Origin of the sequence: Pseudomonas bijieensis (genome assembly GCF_013347965.1) — a bacterium.
GTDB lineage: Bacteria > Pseudomonadota > Gammaproteobacteria > Pseudomonadales > Pseudomonadaceae > Aquipseudomonas > Aquipseudomonas bijieensis.
The window spans coordinates 4,372,047-4,390,060 of sequence record NZ_CP048810.1 but is presented as its reverse complement, the minus strand read 5'-3'; the positions used below and the strand labels follow the sequence as shown (position 1 = coordinate 4,390,060).

Annotated in this window: 18 protein-coding genes; 12 read left to right on the top strand and 6 right to left on the bottom strand. The window is 61.8% G+C overall.

The features are described from left to right. Positions 1 to 96: 96 nt before the first annotated feature. From gltS to rph, 3 genes are all read right to left on the bottom strand, one after another. Positions 97 to 1,305, bottom strand: a complete 1,209-nt coding sequence (gene gltS / locus GN234_RS19120; RefSeq protein WP_176688926.1) for a sodium/glutamate symporter — start codon at positions 1,303 to 1,305, stop codon at positions 97 to 99. Positions 1,306 to 1,666: 361 nt separating this feature from the next. Further along, positions 1,667 to 2,035: a DUF4870 domain-containing protein gene (locus tag GN234_RS19115; protein ID WP_109752718.1), complete on the bottom strand. Its 369-nt coding sequence runs from the start codon at positions 2,033 to 2,035 to the stop codon at positions 1,667 to 1,669. Positions 2,036 to 2,065: 30 nt separating this feature from the next. Continuing rightward, on the bottom strand, positions 2,066 to 2,788 hold the full coding sequence (gene rph / locus GN234_RS19110; protein WP_003177262.1) for a ribonuclease PH: 723 nt from the start codon (positions 2,786 to 2,788) through the stop codon (positions 2,066 to 2,068). 272 nt (positions 2,789 to 3,060) lie between these two features. On the opposite strand from rph, the gene GN234_RS19105 reads away from it, so the two are divergent. The 6 genes from GN234_RS19105 (at position 3,061) to GN234_RS19080 (ending at position 8,368) form a co-directional block, all read left to right on the top strand. Continuing rightward, positions 3,061 to 3,924 (top strand): YicC/YloC family endoribonuclease, encoded by an 864-nt coding sequence (locus GN234_RS19105; RefSeq protein ID WP_176688925.1) that lies wholly within the window; start codon positions 3,061 to 3,063, stop codon positions 3,922 to 3,924. Between the two features lie 12 nt (positions 3,925 to 3,936). Continuing rightward, positions 3,937 to 4,557 carry a guanylate kinase gene (gmk, locus tag GN234_RS19100; protein WP_092204773.1) on the top strand — a complete coding sequence of 207 codons (621 nt, stop codon included), beginning with the start codon at positions 3,937 to 3,939 and terminating at the stop codon, positions 4,555 to 4,557. A gap of 167 nt (positions 4,558 to 4,724) precedes the next feature. Continuing rightward, positions 4,725 to 4,988, top strand: coding sequence for a DNA-directed RNA polymerase subunit omega (rpoZ, locus tag GN234_RS19095; RefSeq protein ID WP_003177259.1), 264 nt, complete (start codon positions 4,725 to 4,727; stop codon positions 4,986 to 4,988). Between the two features lie 60 nt (positions 4,989 to 5,048). Further along, a complete protein-coding gene (gene spoT, locus GN234_RS19090) occupies positions 5,049 to 7,154 on the top strand; it encodes a bifunctional GTP diphosphokinase/guanosine-3',5'-bis pyrophosphate 3'-pyrophosphohydrolase (RefSeq protein ID WP_109752721.1) in 2,106 nt (701 codons plus the stop codon). A 37-nt stretch (positions 7,155 to 7,191) separates the two neighbouring features. After that, entirely contained in the window at positions 7,192 to 7,572 is a 381-nt protein-coding gene (locus GN234_RS19085) for a RidA family protein (protein WP_014340863.1), read from the top strand. Between the two features lie 55 nt (positions 7,573 to 7,627). Next, positions 7,628 to 8,368, top strand: a complete 741-nt coding sequence (locus GN234_RS19080) for a hypothetical protein (RefSeq protein ID WP_176688924.1) — start codon at positions 7,628 to 7,630, stop codon at positions 8,366 to 8,368. A 51-nt stretch (positions 8,369 to 8,419) separates the two neighbouring features. Here GN234_RS19080 and GN234_RS19075 read toward each other — a convergent pair whose 3' ends face one another. Then, positions 8,420 to 9,319: a DMT family transporter gene (locus GN234_RS19075; RefSeq protein WP_176688923.1), complete on the bottom strand. Its 900-nt coding sequence runs from the start codon at positions 9,317 to 9,319 to the stop codon at positions 8,420 to 8,422. Between the two features lie 248 nt (positions 9,320 to 9,567). Further along, positions 9,568 to 10,425 carry an SDR family oxidoreductase gene (locus GN234_RS19070; protein WP_116833746.1) on the bottom strand — a complete coding sequence of 286 codons (858 nt, stop codon included), beginning with the start codon at positions 10,423 to 10,425 and terminating at the stop codon, positions 9,568 to 9,570. Between the two features lie 188 nt (positions 10,426 to 10,613). On the opposite strand from GN234_RS19070, the gene exbB reads away from it, so the two are divergent. The 6 genes from exbB (at position 10,614) to GN234_RS19040 (ending at position 17,437) form a co-directional block, all read left to right on the top strand. Further along, complete coding sequence (exbB, locus tag GN234_RS19065) at positions 10,614 to 11,585, top strand: tonB-system energizer ExbB (RefSeq protein WP_176688922.1); 972 nt, start codon at positions 10,614 to 10,616, stop codon at positions 11,583 to 11,585. A gap of 6 nt (positions 11,586 to 11,591) precedes the next feature. Next, positions 11,592 to 12,020 carry a TonB system transport protein ExbD gene (exbD, locus tag GN234_RS19060; protein WP_163856170.1) on the top strand — a complete coding sequence of 143 codons (429 nt, stop codon included), beginning with the start codon at positions 11,592 to 11,594 and terminating at the stop codon, positions 12,018 to 12,020. Further along, on the top strand, positions 12,017 to 12,772 hold the full coding sequence (locus GN234_RS19055) for an energy transducer TonB (protein ID WP_176688921.1): 756 nt from the start codon (positions 12,017 to 12,019) through the stop codon (positions 12,770 to 12,772). The genes exbD and GN234_RS19055 overlap by 4 nt, the downstream gene beginning before the upstream one ends. A gap of 182 nt (positions 12,773 to 12,954) precedes the next feature. Beyond that, positions 12,955 to 13,875: a hydrogen peroxide-inducible genes activator gene (locus GN234_RS19050; protein WP_109752728.1), complete on the top strand. Its 921-nt coding sequence runs from the start codon at positions 12,955 to 12,957 to the stop codon at positions 13,873 to 13,875. A gap of 9 nt (positions 13,876 to 13,884) precedes the next feature. Next, on the top strand, positions 13,885 to 15,960 hold the full coding sequence (gene recG / locus GN234_RS19045; protein WP_109752729.1) for an ATP-dependent DNA helicase RecG: 2,076 nt from the start codon (positions 13,885 to 13,887) through the stop codon (positions 15,958 to 15,960). A 79-nt stretch (positions 15,961 to 16,039) separates the two neighbouring features. Next, positions 16,040 to 17,437, top strand: a complete 1,398-nt coding sequence (locus GN234_RS19040) for an aminoacyl-tRNA deacylase and HDOD domain-containing protein (RefSeq protein WP_109752730.1) — start codon at positions 16,040 to 16,042, stop codon at positions 17,435 to 17,437. A gap of 69 nt (positions 17,438 to 17,506) precedes the next feature. On the opposite strand, the gene GN234_RS19035 is transcribed toward GN234_RS19040, so the two are convergent. Then, entirely contained in the window at positions 17,507 to 17,890 is a 384-nt protein-coding gene (locus tag GN234_RS19035) for a helicase (RefSeq protein ID WP_109752731.1), read from the bottom strand. Positions 17,891 to 18,014: the final 124 nt, after the last annotated feature.

Here is an 18,014-nt window from a genome sequence, read left to right as displayed (position 1 = left end):
GTCTATCCGCGACATCCCGCAGGTCGACTGCCTAAAGAAAATGCCCGTTTCGCAAGAGACGGGCATTTTTCATGGAGCACGCTAACGCGTCGAACATCAAGCCGCGGCAAAAAACGGCAGGGCAAGGTACAACTTGATGACGATGACGTTAATGATATCGATGAAGAACGCCCCCACCATGGGCACCACCAGGAACGCTATCTGCGAAGGTCCGTAGCGCTGCGTCACTGCCTGCATGTTGGCGATGGCCGTCGGCGTGGCACCCAACCCGAAACCACAATGCCCTGCCGCCAATACCGCGGCATCGTAATGACTGCCCATGAGCCTGAACGTCACGAAAATCGCGAATAGCGCCATGACCAATGTCTGGGCCGCCAGGATAATAAAGATCGGCAAGGCCAGTGAGGCCAGGTCCCACAACTTGAGTGACATCAAGGCGATCGCCAGGAACAGTGACAAACTGACATTGCCAAGCACGGACACTTCTCGCTCGAATACTTGATACAGGCCCAGTGCCGAAAACCCGTTACGCAGAACCACTCCCACGAACAAGACGCAAACGAACGTCGGCAATTCGAAGGCCGTATCGTGGAGCTGACCATTCAAGAGCGTACCGGCCAACAGGCTGACCGCGATCAGGGCGAGCGTCTCGATGAACGAAAACGGCGTGATCGAGCGCTCTTTGTTCGGCTGCTCGAAGCCCTTGGGCACCCGGGGCTTTTCTGGCTCAAGGCAGCCGGGTGACTGGACACGCTTGATGAGCAGGCGAGCGACCGGACCACCGATCAAGCCACCCAACACCAAGCCGAACGTTGCAGAAGCCATCGCCAACTCGGAGGCGGAGGCCAGGCCGAACTTCTCACTGAACACCGTCCCCCACGCTGCGCCGGTCCCGTGACCGCCCGACAAGGTGATCGAGCCTGTCAGCAACCCCATCAGCGGATCGAGCCCCAGCGCTTTTGCGAGCCCGATGCCCATGGCGTTCTGGACCAGCAGCAGCCCGACAACCGCTAACAGGAAAATGCCCACGAGCCGCCCGCCTTTCTTCAGGCTGGCGAAGTCCGCACTCAGGCCAATGGTGGCAAAAAACGCCAGCATCAACGGTGTTTGCAGTGAAGTATCGAATCGAACTTCAACTTCAAGCCCTCGCAAAGCCAACAGGGCCAAGGCAACTACCAGGCCACCCGCCACAGGCTCAGGGATATTGTAGGCGCGTAGAAAACCAACACGCGTAACAAGCCCACGCCCCAGTAACAGCACTAAAGAGGCGGCGACAAGTGTTCCATAGAAATCGAGTTGAAACATGAATGTTTATCTTCGGGTATATATTCAGGGGCGAACTTTTTACCTGGGCACGCCGCTTGAACAGGTTGATTGCCTCAGCATTGATTGGCTTTGAATTCAAGGACCTTCAATGGTCTGAATATATCGAAATATTTCTGAGGAAATATAACGTGGGGCAACTCTATCAATCGACGAGCGCTATTGCCAAGCACATGGACCGCATTGGAACTTCGCGAGTTGTGACTAAAAGTTTAAGAGCAATACATATATGCGCACGATAACGCGCCAGGCAATTGGATGCCGTATATGGAGAGAAACATTTTTTATAAAAAACAATGCCCCGATAAGTCGGGGCATTGTTCTTGAATCGAAGCCTTGATCGTTATTTGACCAAGCGCCAGGTAAACGGATACCGATACGGCTGCCCCTCATTGGCCTTCACGCCACCGATGATGGTCAACACCAACGCACCGATGGCCACCAGGCCGAACAGGAAGAAGCCGATCACCACGACCATCAGCAGCAGGCAGATCGCCGAAGCAATGGCAACGGTGATCTGGAAGTTCAACGCTTCCTTACCCTGGGCGTCGATGAACGGGTCGGACTCGCGCTTGAGCTGCCAGAGCACCAGCGGCCCGATCAGCGTACCGAACGGAATCCAGATCCCCAACAAGGCGGACAGGTGACAAAACATTGCCCATTGACGCGCCTCTTTGCTCGGCTGGGGCAGCAGGACTTGCTCATCACTCATGACACTCTCCTTGTCTGAAGCGTGGATCGATCAGTCAGCCAACGCGGCTTTTTGCAGTTCGAAGATCTCGTTCATGCCTTTCTTCGCCAACTCCAGCATAGCGTTCAATTCTTCCGGCTGGAACGGTGCACCCTCGGCGGTGCCCTGAACCTCGATGAAGCCGCCGGCACTGGTCATGACCACGTTCAGGTCGGTCTCGGCGGCGGAATCTTCCAGGTAATCCAGGTCCAGCACCGGTTCACCCTGGTACATACCCACGGAAACGGCGGCGATCATTTGCTTGAGCGGGTCGCCGCCCTTGAGGCCGCCGCGCTTCTTGATCACTTTCAAGGCATCGACCAGGGCGACCATGGCCCCGGTGATGGACGCGGTACGCGTACCGCCGTCAGCCTGGATCACGTCGCAATCGACATACAGCGTCACATCGCCCAACTTGGACATGTCCAGCGCGGCGCGCAGCGAACGGCCGATCAGGCGCTGGATTTCCAGGGTACGACCGCCCTGCTTGCCACGGCTGGCCTCGCGCTGGTTCCGCTCGCCGGTGGCGCGCGGCAGCATGCCGTATTCGGCGGTCAACCAGCCCTGGCCCTGGCCCTTGAGGAACCGTGGCACGCCGTTTTCGACGCTGACGGTGCAGATGACCTTGGTATCACCGAATTCGACCAGTACAGATCCCTCGGCGTGTTTGGTGTAGTTGCGGGTAATGCGGATCGAGCGAAGCTGATCGGCAGCGCGACCACTTGGACGTTTCATAGGGAACACCTGTACAGAGGACGGAAAACTGCCGAGCATTATAGAGCCGTGAACCGTCATAGGGCAGTTAAACGTAGCGCAGCTCTAAAAGCCGACACGAGCGAAGCTCCTCAAAGGCCCGCCCGACGGGTTGCAGCGCTTTGTCACATGCCCGGTTTGGGGCCAGGGGCTCACTGCGCTACAATCCTGCGCCTTTGCTGCCCTTGGGCTTTTATTTACAGATCCCAGGCCCACGACCACCGTCGTGCCGGCCTGCATTGCGAGGAACCTCCATGGTGCACAGCATGACCGCCTTCGCCCGCGTCGAAAAGGCCGGGGTCCAAGGCACGCTGAGCTGGGAACTGCGCTCGGTCAACAGCCGTTACCTGGAGCCGCACCTGCGCCTGCCTGAATCCTTTCGCGACCTCGAAGGCGGCGTGCGCGAAGCCCTGCGCCAGGGCCTGTCCCGGGGCAAGCTGGAATGCACCCTGCGTTTCACCGAAGAAAGCACTGGCAAAGCCCTGCAAGTGGACCGCGAGCGCGCCGCGCAACTGGTCGCAGCAGCCGAAACCATCGCCAGCCTGATCAACAACCCTGCGGCCCTGAACCCGCTGGAAGTCCTGGCCTGGCCCGGCGTGCTGGTGGGCGATGCGAACGACCCGCAAGCGCTGAACGCCGAGGCGATGGCGCTGTTCAATGAAGGGCTCAAGGAACTCAAGGCCGGCCGCGAGCGCGAAGGCGCGGAGCTGGCCCGGCTGATCAACGAGCGCCTGACCTCCATTGAGGAAGACGTCAGCACCCTGCGCGAGCTGGTCCCGCAGATGCTCGCTACCCAGCGCCAGAAAGTCCTCGATCGCTTCGCCGACATGAAGGCCGAGCTGGATCCGCAGCGCCTGGAGCAGGAAATGGTCATGCTCGCGCAAAAGAGCGACGTGGCCGAAGAACTGGATCGCCTGAGCACCCACATCATCGAAGTTCGCCGGGTGCTCAAGTCCGGTGGTGCGGCCGGTCGCCGCCTGGACTTCCTGATGCAGGAACTCAACCGCGAAGCCAATACACTGGGCTCCAAAGCCTTCGACCCGCGCAGCACCCAGGCTGCGGTCAACCTCAAGGTGTTGATCGAGCAAATGCGCGAACAAGTGCAGAACATTGAGTAAGGCTAACCCGACATGACCCACAGCACCGGCACTCTCTACATCATTTCCGCGCCCTCGGGCGCCGGCAAGACCAGCCTGGTCAAGGCACTGGTCGATGCCGAGCCGCAGATCCGCGTCTCGGTCTCGCACACCACCCGCGCCATGCGCCCGGGCGAAGTCAACGGCGTGAATTATCACTTCGTCGATCGCGAAGAATTCGTGAAGATGGCCGAGCACGGCGACTTCCTGGAGCGCGCCGAAGTCTTCGGCAACCTCTATGGCACTTCGCAAAGCTATCTGCAGCAGACCCTCGACGAAGGCCACGACCTGATCCTGGAGATCGATTGGCAAGGCGCCGAGCAGGTGCGCAAGCTGATGCCCCAGGCCCGTTCGATCTTCATCCTCCCGCCGAGCCAGCAGGCCTTGCGCCAGCGCCTGACCAACCGTGGCCAGGACAGTGACGAAATCATCGAAGGCCGGATGCGCGAAGCGGTCAGCGAAATGAGCCATTACGTCGACTATGATTACCTGATCATCAACGACGATTTCGCCCATGCACTGGACGACCTGAAGGCGATTTTCCGCGCCAGCCAGTTGCAGCAGAAACGCCAACAGCAACGTTTCGGCAAACTATTGGCCGAACTGCTGGGCTGAACAGCCCTTCCCAAAACCGCTGCGACGGCTTTACATTGGTACTCGCAGCGCGCCGAGGGGTTTGGTTAAAAAATCAGCGCTTCCCTAAACGCTGGTGTTTTTTTAAACTGTCGAGTCCGCTCGCCCAACCGGGCAGCGCGCATATTGCATTCGCTCCGAGGAATACCATGGCCCGCGTAACCGTTGAAGACTGCCTAGAACACGTGGAAAACCGCTTTGAGCTGGTCATGCTCTCTACCAAGCGTGCCCGTCAACTGGCCACCGGTGGCAAAGAGCCGTTGGTCCAGTGGGAAAACGACAAGCCTACCGTGGTAGCGCTGCGTGAAATCGCCGAAGGCCTGATGAGCTACGAGTTCATCGCCAACGCTGAAATCGTCGAAGACGAACCGCTGTTCGCAGCGTTCGAGGACGAGTCCAACGAGGCGGTCTAAGCCTATGCCTGGTCGACGTAGCACGGCGCGGGGTCACAGCAAACGGCAGGAGTCATCATCATGCCGAGCATAGACGCCCTCGCCGATCGCTTATCGGCCTACCTCGGCACGGACCAGGTCAATCTGGTCCGCCGAGCCTACTTCTACGCCGAACAAGCCCACGACGGCCAGCGCCGCCGCAGCGGCGAGGCGTACGTCACGCATCCGCTTGCGGTGGCGAACATTCTTGCCGACATGCACATGGACCATCAGAGCCTGATGGCGGCGATGCTGCATGACGTGATCGAAGACACCGGCATTGCCAAGGAAGCGCTGCAAGCGCAGTTCGGCGAAACCGTGGCCGAACTGGTCGACGGGGTCAGCAAACTGACCCAGATGAACTTCGAGACCAAGGCCGAGGCCCAGGCCGAGAACTTCCAGAAAATGGCCATGGCCATGGCGCGCGACATCCGCGTGATCCTGGTCAAGCTCGCCGACCGCCTGCACAACATGCGCACCCTGGAAGTCCTCTCCGGCGAAAAACGCCGGCGCATTGCCAAGGAAACCCTGGAAATCTATGCGCCCATCGCCAATCGCCTGGGCATGCATGCGATCCGCATCGAGTTCGAAGACCTCGGTTTCAAGGCCATGCACCCGATGCGTTCGGCGCGGATCAACCAGGCCGTCAAGCGCGCCCGGGGCAACCGCAAGGAAATCGTCAACAAGATCGAAGAGTCCCTGAGCCACTGCCTGGCGATCGACGGCATCGAAGGCGAAGTCAGCGGGCGGCAGAAACACCTCTACGGCATCTACAAGAAAATGCGCGGCAAGCGTCGGGCCTTCAACGAGATCATGGATGTCTATGCGTTCCGGATCATCGTCGACAAGGTCGATACCTGCTACCGCGTACTCGGCGCTGTGCATAATTTGTACAAACCGTTGCCGGGGCGCTTCAAGGACTACATCGCAATTCCCAAGGCCAACGGCTATCAGTCGCTGCACACCACGCTGTTCGGCATGCACGGCGTACCGATCGAAATCCAGATCCGCACCCGTGAAATGGAAGAAATGGCCAACAACGGCATCGCCGCCCACTGGCTCTACAAATCCAGCGGTGACGAACAGCCCAAGAGCACCCACGCCCGCGCCCGGCAATGGGTCAAGGGCGTGCTGGAAATGCAGCAGCGGGCCGGCAATTCCCTGGAGTTCATCGAGAGCGTGAAGATCGACCTGTTCCCGGACGAGGTCTACGTCTTCACGCCCAAGGGCCGGATCATGGAGCTGCCCAAAGGCTCCACCGCCGTGGACTTTGCCTATGCGGTACACACCGACGTCGGCAACAGCTGCATCGCGTGCCGGATCAACCGCCGCCTGGCGCCGTTGTCCGAACCACTGCAAAGCGGCTCCACGGTGGAAATCGTCAGCGCGCCCGGCGCCCGGCCGAACCCGGCGTGGCTCAATTTCGTGGTCACCGGCAAAGCCCGCACACACATCCGCCATGCCTTGAAACTGCAACGCCGCTCCGAATCCATCAGCCTTGGCGAGCGCCTGCTGAACAAAGTGCTGAACGGTTTCGACAGCGCGCTGGACAAGATCCCGGCCGAGCGCGTGCAAGCGATGCTCCACGAATACCGCCTCGAACTGATCGAAGACCTGCTGGAAGACATCGGCCTGGGCAATCGCATGGCCTATGTCGTCGCCCGCCGCCTGCTCGGCGAGGGCGAGCAGTTGCCAAGCCCCGAAGGCCCGCTGGCGATTCGCGGCACCGAAGGCCTGGTGCTCAGCTATGCCAAGTGTTGCACGCCGATCCCGGGCGACCCGATTGTCGGCCACCTGTCTGCCGGCAAAGGGATGGTGGTGCACCTGGACAACTGCCGCAACATCAGCGAAATCCGCCACAACCCGGAAAAATGCATCCAGCTCTCCTGGGCCAAGGATGTCACCGGCGAATTCAACGTCGAGCTGCGGGTCGAGCTGGAACACCAGCGCGGCCTGATCGCCCTGCTGGCCAGCAGCGTCAACGCCGCCGACGGCAACATCGAAAAAATCAGCATGGACGAGCGCGATGGTCGCATCAGCGTCGTTCAATTGGTGGTCAGCGTGCACGACCGTGTGCACCTGGCCCGCGTGATCAAGAAACTGCGTGCCCTGACCGGCGTCATCCGCATCACCCGGATGCGCGCATAGCGTCGCGTACAGGCCTATTGCTTACAAGGAGTCATCAATGACCAAGACCGTTATCACCAGCGACAAGGCCCCAGCCGCCATTGGCACCTATTCCCAGGCGATCAAGGCCGGTAACACCGTGTACATGTCGGGCCAGATCCCGCTGGACCCGAAAACCATGGAGCTGGTGGAAGGCTTCGAAGCCCAGACCGTGCAGGTATTCGAAAACCTCAAGGCCGTGGCCGAGGCTGCTGGCGGTTCGTTCAAGGACATCGTCAAGCTCAATATCTTCCTCACCGACCTGAGCCACTTCGCCAAGGTCAACGAGATCATGGGCAAGTACTTCGACCAACCTTACCCTGCCCGTGCCGCCATCGGCGTGGCAGCCCTGCCAAAGGGTGCGCAGGTTGAGATGGATGCCATCCTGGTCATCGAGTAATAAGGCCGGCGCAGCGTCTCCCGCTGCGCCGTTTTCGTCTTGAAAGGATTCCACCATGCGCAAAGCGCTTGCTCTCTCGCTGGCAGCCCTGCTTCTGGGCGGCTGCGCCAGCGACCCAGCCGACCGTGACATCAGCGGCACCTGGATCAACCAGGCAGCCATCGACGCTGCCGCCAAGGGCGGCCTGCTTCGCGAAGCGCTGCAGGGCTATGGCCCGAACCTGGAATGGGACGTCAACACCCGGGCCGGTCAGGCGCGCTACACCAACGGTTTTGAAAACGTCGAAGGCAAATTGCTGGGCGAAGAAGACGGCGCGTGGAAAGTCGATTTCTACGGCAGCTCCGCCAGCGAACTCAAGCGTGACGGCAACCAGTTGAGCCAGGCCGCCACCGAGAACGAGCCACAGCAAGTGTTCGACCGCGCGACAATCCAAGTGCCGGAAGGCGCACCAATCGGCGCCAGTTTCGAGCGCGCGCTGTATGCCGCCTACCTCGGTGGCACCTGGAACATCGTCAACGGCCCCGGCCAAGGCGCCAGCGTGCAATTCCAACCCGACGGCCGGGTCAGCGGCCTGCCGGGTGCCGATCGCTACGCCTTGTGCCTGGCCGGCGATTGCGCCTCCATGAGCGGTGGCAACGACAACATCTGGTTGCAACAGAACGGCCAGGGCAACACCTGGATCTTCGCCCGCGATGGCAAGAAGCTGGAAATCTTCCAGACCGTCAACGCGGCGCTGGCCGATGAAATGCCTTCGTTCACACCGGGCACTCGGCAGTGGTTGCTGGAAAAGCAGTAAGAGATAGGGCGCTTTGAAATAACTGTACGAGCGCCCCCTCCCGGCAAAGGTTCACGCGCGAGACGGAACAGGTTTTTTTCTACCCAGACGGATCAGCTCATTGGAGAAACACAGCCCAATGATGATCAGTAGTGCACCCGGGTACAGGCTTTCGCGCGGCACTTCATTGAGCACAACAAATGCCAGCAGTGCGGCGAACAGCGGCTCGGTCAGCTCCAAGGCTTGCACCTGGGATGGCTTGAGGTACTCGATTGCCTTGGTGGTGCAGAAAAAGCCGAGGATAGTTGGCAGCGCGGCCAGCGCCAGCAATGCGGCAATCGCCCAGGGCGACAGCTCACCGATCACGAAGCCGTCGGCCGAAGCCGGCATCAGCAAGTACAGACTGCCGAAGAACAGCAACTGACGAGTGAAGTGCAGCCCACCGGACACGCCCATCCGTTTCATGGCTACCGAAAACGCCCCATAGCCGCAGCCCGCCATGGACGCGAGCGCAACGCCTTGGAGCGTGAAGCCCTGCCGCAGATCGGCACCAAAGATCACCGCGATTCCGGCGATCGCCAAGGCGGCACCCACAGTGGCGTTCGCGGTGATCGCATCCTTGAGGATTATGCGTCCGAGCACAATCGAGGAAATGGAAGCACTGGCCATCAGCATCACGACTACACCCGCCGCAGCGTAATGCCGATAGGCAGCCGTTTCGAAGTGGAACAGCACAAAGATACCGAGAAACGCGCAGATCGCCGCCTGGGTCCATTTGGCCCTCGTCGCCGGACGCTTGATAAACAGCAGCAAGGCCGAGAGCAGCAGACAACCCAGGACGGTCTTTATGACGGCGACACTGCTGGCGGTGAAACCATTGCTCATGAGCACTTTGCTGAGCACGCCTATCGTGGCGTTAAGTGCGGCGGCGGAGAGTGCAAAGATAACGCCTTTGCTGAAACTGGCTTGCATTGATGACGGTCCTTGTCGCTGCTAGGTCGTTCGATAGGATGTTGGCCCACATCGACGACGCAAAAGATGACTGAAACGGTTGCGGGTGGCCTGCAGATCACTCTTGGTTTTGGCAAGCAACGGATAATGCTCGGCGAGCTCGATGAACCAAGTCAAGGCCTGGAAAGTACTCAGGACGGCAAGAGCCCATAGAGGACTAGCCCTTGGCGCCGAACCACATCATCGAGCACACGCCGAGCGGGCCCGTGTCAGCAGCGCCCTTCGAGAATCGCCGCATACCCCTCGCGAAAACTCGGATAACGCGGCGTCCAGCCCAAGGCCTTCGCCCGGGCATTGCTGCAGCGCTTGCTGCCGGCGCGGCGGACGCTGGCGTTTTCGGCCCATTGGGTAACGCCCAGGTATTCACGCAACCAGCCCACCACGTCGGCCAGCGCGGCGGGAGCGTCGTCGACGCCGATATAGCAGTCTTCCAGGGCTTTGCCCTGGCGATCGGCCTCCAGGAGGAAGGCCAGCAGCCCCGCCGCGTCGTCGGCGTGGATGCGGTTGGCGTACAGGGGCGGATCTTCCACCACGCTATAGCCCTGACGCACCTGGCTCAACAGCCATTCACGCCCCGGGCCGTAGATGCCGGTCAGGCGCACGCGGCTGGCCGGGATGCCGCTGTCCAGCGCCACTTGCTCGGCTTCGAGCATCAGCCGACCGGAGTAACCGCCAGCGACAGTTGGCGAGGTTTCATCCACCCATTCGCCCTGCTGCTGCCCATAAACACTGCTGCTGGACACAAAAAGCAGACGCTTGGGCCGCTGGCCGTGCTGCTTCAACCAACCCAACACATGCTGCAAACCTTCGACGTAAGCCGCGCGATAGCCCGCTTCGTCATGGTCGGTGGCCGCGGCGCTGTACACCAGGTAATCCAGCGACCCCGTGGGCCAGTCGTCGGGGCATTGCTCGCTGAACAAATCCCCCGCCACCCCGATGACGCCAGTAGGCAGGCTCGAAACCGTACGCCGCAGACCATGGACCTGCCAGTGTTCGGCCACTAACTGGCTGGCCAGGCGGCCGCCGATATCACCGCAGCCGGCGATCAAAACAGAAGGCGCGGACATCAAGAACTCCTCTGGCAAAGCCTCAGACTAGCCTTCGCAGGGGACGAGCGGCTAGCCATGCGACAAAAAAAGTAACTGTATTACTTTTGTTAACAAGAATTAATTGCAATAATGCCCACCACTTTTGTTCTCGGCCCACGAGGCCTGGAAGAACATCAACCTTCTTTTTCCTCTCAGGTCCGGCCAGCATGAAACGCTCTCTATCCCCCGCTTCGCCAACCAATCGACCTCGTGCCTGGAGCACGGTAGCCGCCCTGCTGTTCAGCCTGCTGCTGGCTCCCACCGCCGCCTTCGCCGATGCACAGACACCTGCCACGAACCCGACCACCGCGCCGGCGGCGGTACAGGCGCCTGCCGACCCGGCCGCTCCCGTTGCGACGCCCGTCGCCACCGACCCGGCCCAGGCCGTCGAGGCCGATGCACCTGAAGTACTCGAAGCCGACAACTCCCTGGGCATGGCCCATGACCTGTCGCCATGGGGCATGTACAAGAACGCCGACATCATCGTGAAAATCGTGATGATTGGCCTGGCCATCGCCTCGATCATCACCTGGACCATCTGGATTGCCAAAGGCTTCGAGCTGCTGGGGGCCAAGCGTCGCTTGCGCGGTGAAATCGCCGCCCTGAAAAAAGCCACCACCCTCAAGGAAGCCAGCGCCACCGCCGCGAAGGAAGGCACTCTCGCCAACCTGTTGGTACATGACGCGCTCGAAGAGATGCGCCTGTCGGCCAACAGCCGTGAGAAAGAAGGCATCAAGGAGCGCGTGAGCTTCCGCCTAGAGCGCCTGGTTGCCGCTTGCGGTCGAAACATGAGCAGCGGCACCGGGGTGCTCGCCACCATCGGCTCCACCGCGCCGTTCGTCGGCCTGTTCGGCACCGTGTGGGGCATCATGAACAGCTTCATCGGCATCGCCAAGACCCAGACCACCAACCTCGCCGTCGTCGCGCCCGGCATCGCCGAAGCCCTGCTGGCAACGGCATTGGGCCTGGTCGCGGCGATCCCGGCCGTGGTCATCTACAACGTCTTCGCCCGCTCCATTGCCGGCTACAAGGCCCAGGTTTCCGACGCCTCGGCCGAAGTCCTGTTGCTGGTCAGCCGCGACCTCGACCACCTGCCGCCCGAGCGCGGCTCGCAACCGCACATGGTGAAAGTGGGGTAATCGGCCATGGGCCTGCATTTGAAAGAAGGCGCAGACGACGATCTGGCCGAAAACCACGAAATCAACGTCACGCCGTTCATCGACGTGATGCTGGTGCTGTTGATTATCTTCATGGTCGCCGCCCCGCTCGCCACCGTGGACATCAAGGTTGACCTGCCGGCATCGACGGCCAAGCCCTCGCCACGGCCGGAAAAACCGGTGTTCCTCAGCGTCAAGGCCGACCAGCGCCTGTTCCTGGGCGAAGACGAGGTCAAGGCCGAAACCCTCGGCGCGACCCTCGACGCCAGGACCCAAGGCAAGAAAGACACGACGATCTTCTTCCAGGCCGATAAAGGCGTGGACTACGGCGACCTGATGAGCGTGATGGACACGCTGCGCAGCGCCGGCTACCTGAAGGTCGGCCTGGTCGGACTCGAGACGGCGCGGCAGAAATGATCACGATGCGCCAAAAGCTGACGCGCTACAGCGGTAGCCTGGTGGTGGTGCTGGGCGTGCATGCGCTCGCCATCGCCCTGGCGCTGAACTGGACCTCGCGCCCGCCCATTGAATTGCCTCCCCAGGCGATGATGGTCGAGCTGGCGCCAGTGCCGGCCCCGCCACCGCCGGCACCGCCGAAAGTCGTCACACCGCCGCAACCTCCCGAGCCGGTCGAAGAATTGCCGCTGCCCGAGCTGGCCGAAGCGCCGAAGCCGGAGATTTCCGTGCCCAAGCCGGTCAAGCCCAAGCCCAAGCCGCAACCGCCCAAGCCCAAACCGGTGGAGAAAAAGCCCGAGCCGCCGAAGGAACAGCCGTCGGAGCAGAAGCCCAGCGACACCCCGCCGACTCAGTCACTGGCCGAGAAGTCCGCGCAACCGGCGCCTGGCCCGTCGCCTGCGCAATCGGCTGCCAAGGCTAATTGGCAAGGCACGCTGTTGGCGCACCTGGGCAAGTACAAGAAGTACCCGCCCAGGGCCCAGCAGATGAACAAGGAAGGCACCAACCGCCTGCGTTTCGTGGTGGACGCCGAAGGCAACGTGCTGTCATTCGAACTGGTGGGCAGCTCCGGCACCGACTTGCTCGACCGGGCCACCCTGGAAATGATCCGCAAAGCCCAACCGCTGCCCAAGCCGCCGGCGGAGCTGCTGACCAACGGCACCATCGAACTGACGGCACCGTTCGTGTACTCCATCGACAAGCGCCGGCGTTGATCTCGATTACCAGCCCCTGCAATAGGGCTGGCAATCGAGGGCAAAGGTATTACCTGTGGGAGCAAAGCTTGCTCCCACAGGTAATACGCATTAGACAGTGTCACACCGCGCCCCCAGTCTGATAACGTGCGTCTATCGATTGCAGCCGGTATGCTTGGCTCGCAACTTCACGGACGCTCGCCATGACCCTCACAGAATTACGCTACATCGTGACCCTCGCCCAAGAGCAGCATTTCGGCCATGCGGCCGAGCGTTGCCATGTCAGCCAGCCGACGCTGTCGGTGGGTGTGAAAAAGCTTGAAGACGAACTCGGTGTGCTGATTTTCGAGCGCAGTAAAAGCGCCGTGCGCCTGACCCCCGTGGGCGAAGGCATCGTCGCCCAGGCACAAAAGGTCCTGGAGCAGGCCCAGGGTATTCGCGAACTGGCCCAGGCCGGCAAGAACCAACTGACCGCCCCGTTGAAAGTCGGCGCGATCTACACTGTCGGCCCGTACCTGTTCCCGCACCTGATCCCGCAACTGCACCGGGTTGCCCCGCAGATGCCGTTGTACATCGAAGAAAACTTCACCCATGTGCTGCGTGACAAGCTGCGCAACGGCGAGCTGGACGCGATCATCATCGCCCTGCCGTTCAACGAAGCCGACGTCCTGACCCTGCCGCTCTACGACGAGCCGTTCTACGTCCTGATGCCGGCCCAGCACCCCTGGACTCAGAAAAAGAACATCGACGCTGCCCTGCTCAACGACAAGAGCCTGCTGTTGCTGGGCGAAGGCCACTGCTTCCGCGACCAGGTGCTCGAAGCCTGCCCGACCCTGACCAAGGGCGGCGAAGGCGCCAAGCACACCACGGTGGAGTCCAGCTCCCTGGAAACCATCCGTCACATGGTCGCCTCGGGCCTGGGCATTTCGATCCTGCCGTTGTCGGCGGTGGACAGTCATCACTATGCCCCCGGCGTGATCGAAGTCCGCCCGCTGACGCCACCGGCGCCATTCCGCACCGTGGCCATCGCCTGGCGCGCCAGTTTCCCACGGCCCAAGGCCATCGAGATCCTCGCGGACTCGATTCGCCTGTGCTCTGTGGCCAAGCCGCCCGCTGGCAAGTAAGCCACGGCCATGACTGAGCTGTCGAAAGTGCCGGTCACGGCACTCAAGGGTGTCGGTGAAGCCATGGCCGAGAAACTGGCCAAGGTCGGCCTGGAAAATCTCCAGGACGTGTTGTTCCACCTGCCCCTGCGTTACCAGGACCGCACCCGCGTGGTGCCCATCGGCCATTTGCGGCCAGGGCAGGACGCGGTGATCGAAGGCACCGTCAGCGGCGCCGATGTGGTCATGGGCCGGCGCCGCAGCCTGGTGGTGCGCCTGCAGGACGGCACCGGCGGTCTCAGCCTGCGCTTCTACCACTTCAGCAATGCACAAAAGGAAGGTCTCAAGCGCGGCACCCGCGTGCGCTGCTACGGCGAGGCGCGACCCGGTGCCTCGGGGCTGGAGATCTATCATCCGGAATACCGCAGCATCACCGGCGACGAGCCGCCACCGGTGGACGAGACCCTGACCCCGGTCTATCCGCTCACCGAAGGCCTGACTCAACAACGCCTGCGCCAGCTCTGCCAGCAAACCCTGACCCTGCTCGGCCCCAGCAGCCTGCCCGACTGGCTGCCCACGGAGCTGGCCCGGGATTATCAACTGGCGCCGTTGGCCGATGCGATCCGCTATCTGCACCACCCGCCCGCCGATGCCGACGTGGACGAGCTCGCCCTCGGCCATCACTGGGCCCAGCATCGCCTGGCGTTCGAAGAACTACTGACCCACCAGCTGTCGCAGCAGCGCCTACGGGAAAGCCTGCGCTCCCTGCGCGCCCCGGCCATGCCCAAGGCCCAGGATCTGCCGGCTCGCTACCTGGCCAACCTTGGTTTCACCCCCACGGGCGCCCAACAGCGGGTCGGCAACGAAATCGCCTACGACCTGAGCCAGCCCGAGCCCATGCTGCGGCTGATCCAGGGCGATGTCGGCGCCGGCAAGACCGTGGTCGCCGCCCTCGCCGCGCTCCAGGCTCTGGAGGCGGGTTACCAGGTGGCGTTGATGGCGCCCACCGAGATTCTCGCCGAACAACATTTCATCACCTTCCAACGCTGGCTCGAACCGCTGGGTATCGAAGTCGCCTGGCTGGCCGGCAAGCTCAAGGGCAAGAATCGCGCAGCCGCCCTGGCACAGATAGCTGAAGGCGCACCCATGGTGGTCGGTACTCATGCGCTGTTCCAGGACGAAGTGCAGTTCAAGAACCTGGCCCTGGTGATCATCGACGAACAGCACCGTTTTGGCGTGCAACAGCGCCTGGCCCTGCGGCAGAAAGGCGTGGGCGGCCGGATGTGTCCACATCAGTTGATCATGACCGCCACGCCGATCCCGCGGACCCTGGCCATGAGCGCCTACGCCGACCTCGACACCTCGATCCTCGACGAACTACCGCCGGGCCGCACGCCGGTCAATACCGTATTGGTCACCGATACCCGGCGGGTCGAAGTGATCGAGCGCGTACGCAGCGCCTGCGCCGAAGGGCGCCAGGCCTATTGGGTGTGTACGCTGATCGAAGAGTCGGAAGAACTGACCTGCCAGGCCGCTGAAACCACCTATGAAGACCTCACCGCCGCCCTCGGCGAGTTGAAGGTCGGGCTGATCCACGGGCGCATGAAACCCGCCGAGAAAGCCGCCGTCATGGCTGAATTCAAGGCCGGCGCCCTGCAACTGCTGGTCGCCACCACGGTGATCGAGGTGGGCGTGGACGTACCCAACGCCAGCCTGATGATCATCGAGAACCCCGAGCGCCTGGGCCTGGCGCAGTTGCACCAGTTGCGCGGCCGCGTCGGTCGGGGCAGCGCCGCCAGCCATTGCGTGCTGCTGTATCACCCGCCACTGTCGCAGATCGGTCGGCAGCGGCTGGGCATCATGCGCGAAACCAACGACGGCTTCGTCATCGCCGAAAAAGACCTCGAATTGCGCGGCCCCGGTGAAATGCTCGGCACACGCCAGACCGGTCTGCTTCAATTCAAGGTAGCCGACCTGATGCGCGACGCCGATCTGCTCCCTGCCGTACGCGACGCCGCCCAGGCGCTACTGGAACGCTGGCCCGACCACGTCAGCCCGCTGCTGGATCGCTGGCTGCGTCATGGGCAGCAATACGGCCAAGTGTGAGCACGCGCTCAGTTTTCCGGACGCGCGTACTGGACAAGCTGGTTATACTGACCAACTTGTAGGAAAACGGATACAGACCATGACAGAAGCTGCCCTCGTCCCCGAATCCCCGCACGCTCCGTCTGTTATTCGGCTGCTGCTCGAGAAATTAGGCATCGGCTTTGACGAAGTGCTCGAACGCCCCGGCCTCAACCCCGCCCGCAAAGTGCAGGCAGTGTTGCTGCACGATGCCGTTGGCGCGCTCATGGTGCTGTTTCCGCAAAGCCAGCTGCTGGACCTCAATCGCCTGGCCGAACTCACCGGCCGCAAGCTCACGGCGGTGCCGACCGAACGCCTGGAGCGCATGCTCGGCAAACACAGCCTGAGCCTGCTGCCCGGCCTGCCGGCACTGACCAGCTCGCCGTGCCTGTACGAAGAAAGCCTGCTGCGCGAACCAAAGCTGTTGATCAACTCCGGCGAGCCAGGATTGCTGCTGGAAGTCACCAGCGAAGCGTTCAAGACCATGCTCACCAAGGCCAGCGCCGCGACATTCGGCGAAGCCGTGAGCAACATCACCCCCAACCTGGACCGCCCGCACGACGACCGCGCGGAAATCACCCAGGCTGTGCAAGCGTTTACCGCGCGGCGCATCCAGCAACGGCTGGAAGAAACCATCGAGATCCCGCCGCTGGCCGAAACCGCGCAAAAAATCATCAAGCTGCGGGTCGACCCCGACGCCACCATCGACGACATCACCGGCGTCGTGGAAACCGACCCGGCCCTGGCCGCGCAAGTGGTGAGCTGGGCCGCATCGCCCTACTACGCCTCGCCCGGCAAGATTCGCTCGGTAGAAGACGCCATCGTCCGCGTCCTGGGCTTCGACCTGGTGATCAACCTGGCGCTGGGCCTGGCCCTGGGCAAGACCCTGAGCCTGCCCAAGGACCACCCGCAACACACCACGCCGTACTGGCACCAGTCGATCTACACCGCCGCCGTCATCGAAGGCCTGACCCGCGCCATGCCCCGCGCCCAGCGCCCGGAAGGCGGCCTGACCTACCTGTCCGGGCTGCTGCACAACTTCGGCTACCTGTTGCTGGCCCACGTCTTCCCACCGCACTTCTCGCTGATCTGCCGGCACCTGGAGGTCAACCCGCACCTGTGCCACAGCTACGTGGAACAGCACCTGCTGGGCATCAGTCGCGAGCAGATCGGCGCCTGGTTGATGCGCTACTGGGACATGCCCGACGAACTGGCCACCGCCCTGCGCTTCCAGCACGACCCGCACTACGACGGCGAATACGCCGCCTACCCGAACCTGGTGTGCCTGGCCGTGCGCCTGCTGCGCTCGCGGGGTATCGGCTCCGGCCCGGACGAGGAAATCCCCGATGCACTGCTCGAACGCGTAGGCCTGTCTCGGGACAAGGTCAATGACGTGGTCAGCAAAGTGCTCGAGGCTGAAGTGTTGTTGCGGGAACTGGCTTCGCAGTTCAGCCACTGACCGCTGATGCAGGCAACTGAGCTTTGTGGCGAGGGGATTTATCCCCTCGCCACAGATATCAGCAACCGCTCACACCTTCGCTTTCGCCTTCTTCGGCTTCAAATACTTGGTCAGCCCCTGAAACCAGATCACCAACGCCGGGTTGCCCTTGATCTGGATCGACTTGTCCTGAATCCCCGTCATGAACGCCAGTTGCTTGTTCTTGGCCTGCATCGTGGCGAAGCCATAGGCGGCGTCCTTGAAGGCGATGGCGAAGGCAGGCTCCGGGTAAGTGCCGGACCGGCTGGTGATGCGCTGGTTTTTCACGGTGAAATGCCGGGCGACCTTGCCGTCCAGGGTTTGCAGTTGAAACACCAGTTCCTTATCGCCCAACTGCTGCTGGAACGCCGGATTGGTCCGGCTGGCCTTGCCCATCAACAACCCCAGCATCCACAGCAGAAAACGAAATTTCATGGGCACAGCCTCGTGAGAAAAGATCAATGACTGGCAGTTTAGCGATTCTTCGGCGGGATGCCATCATCGGATCTCTTTAGCGGAAGATAAGCCTGTTTTCGCGAAAGATGACTGCCAAGTCACG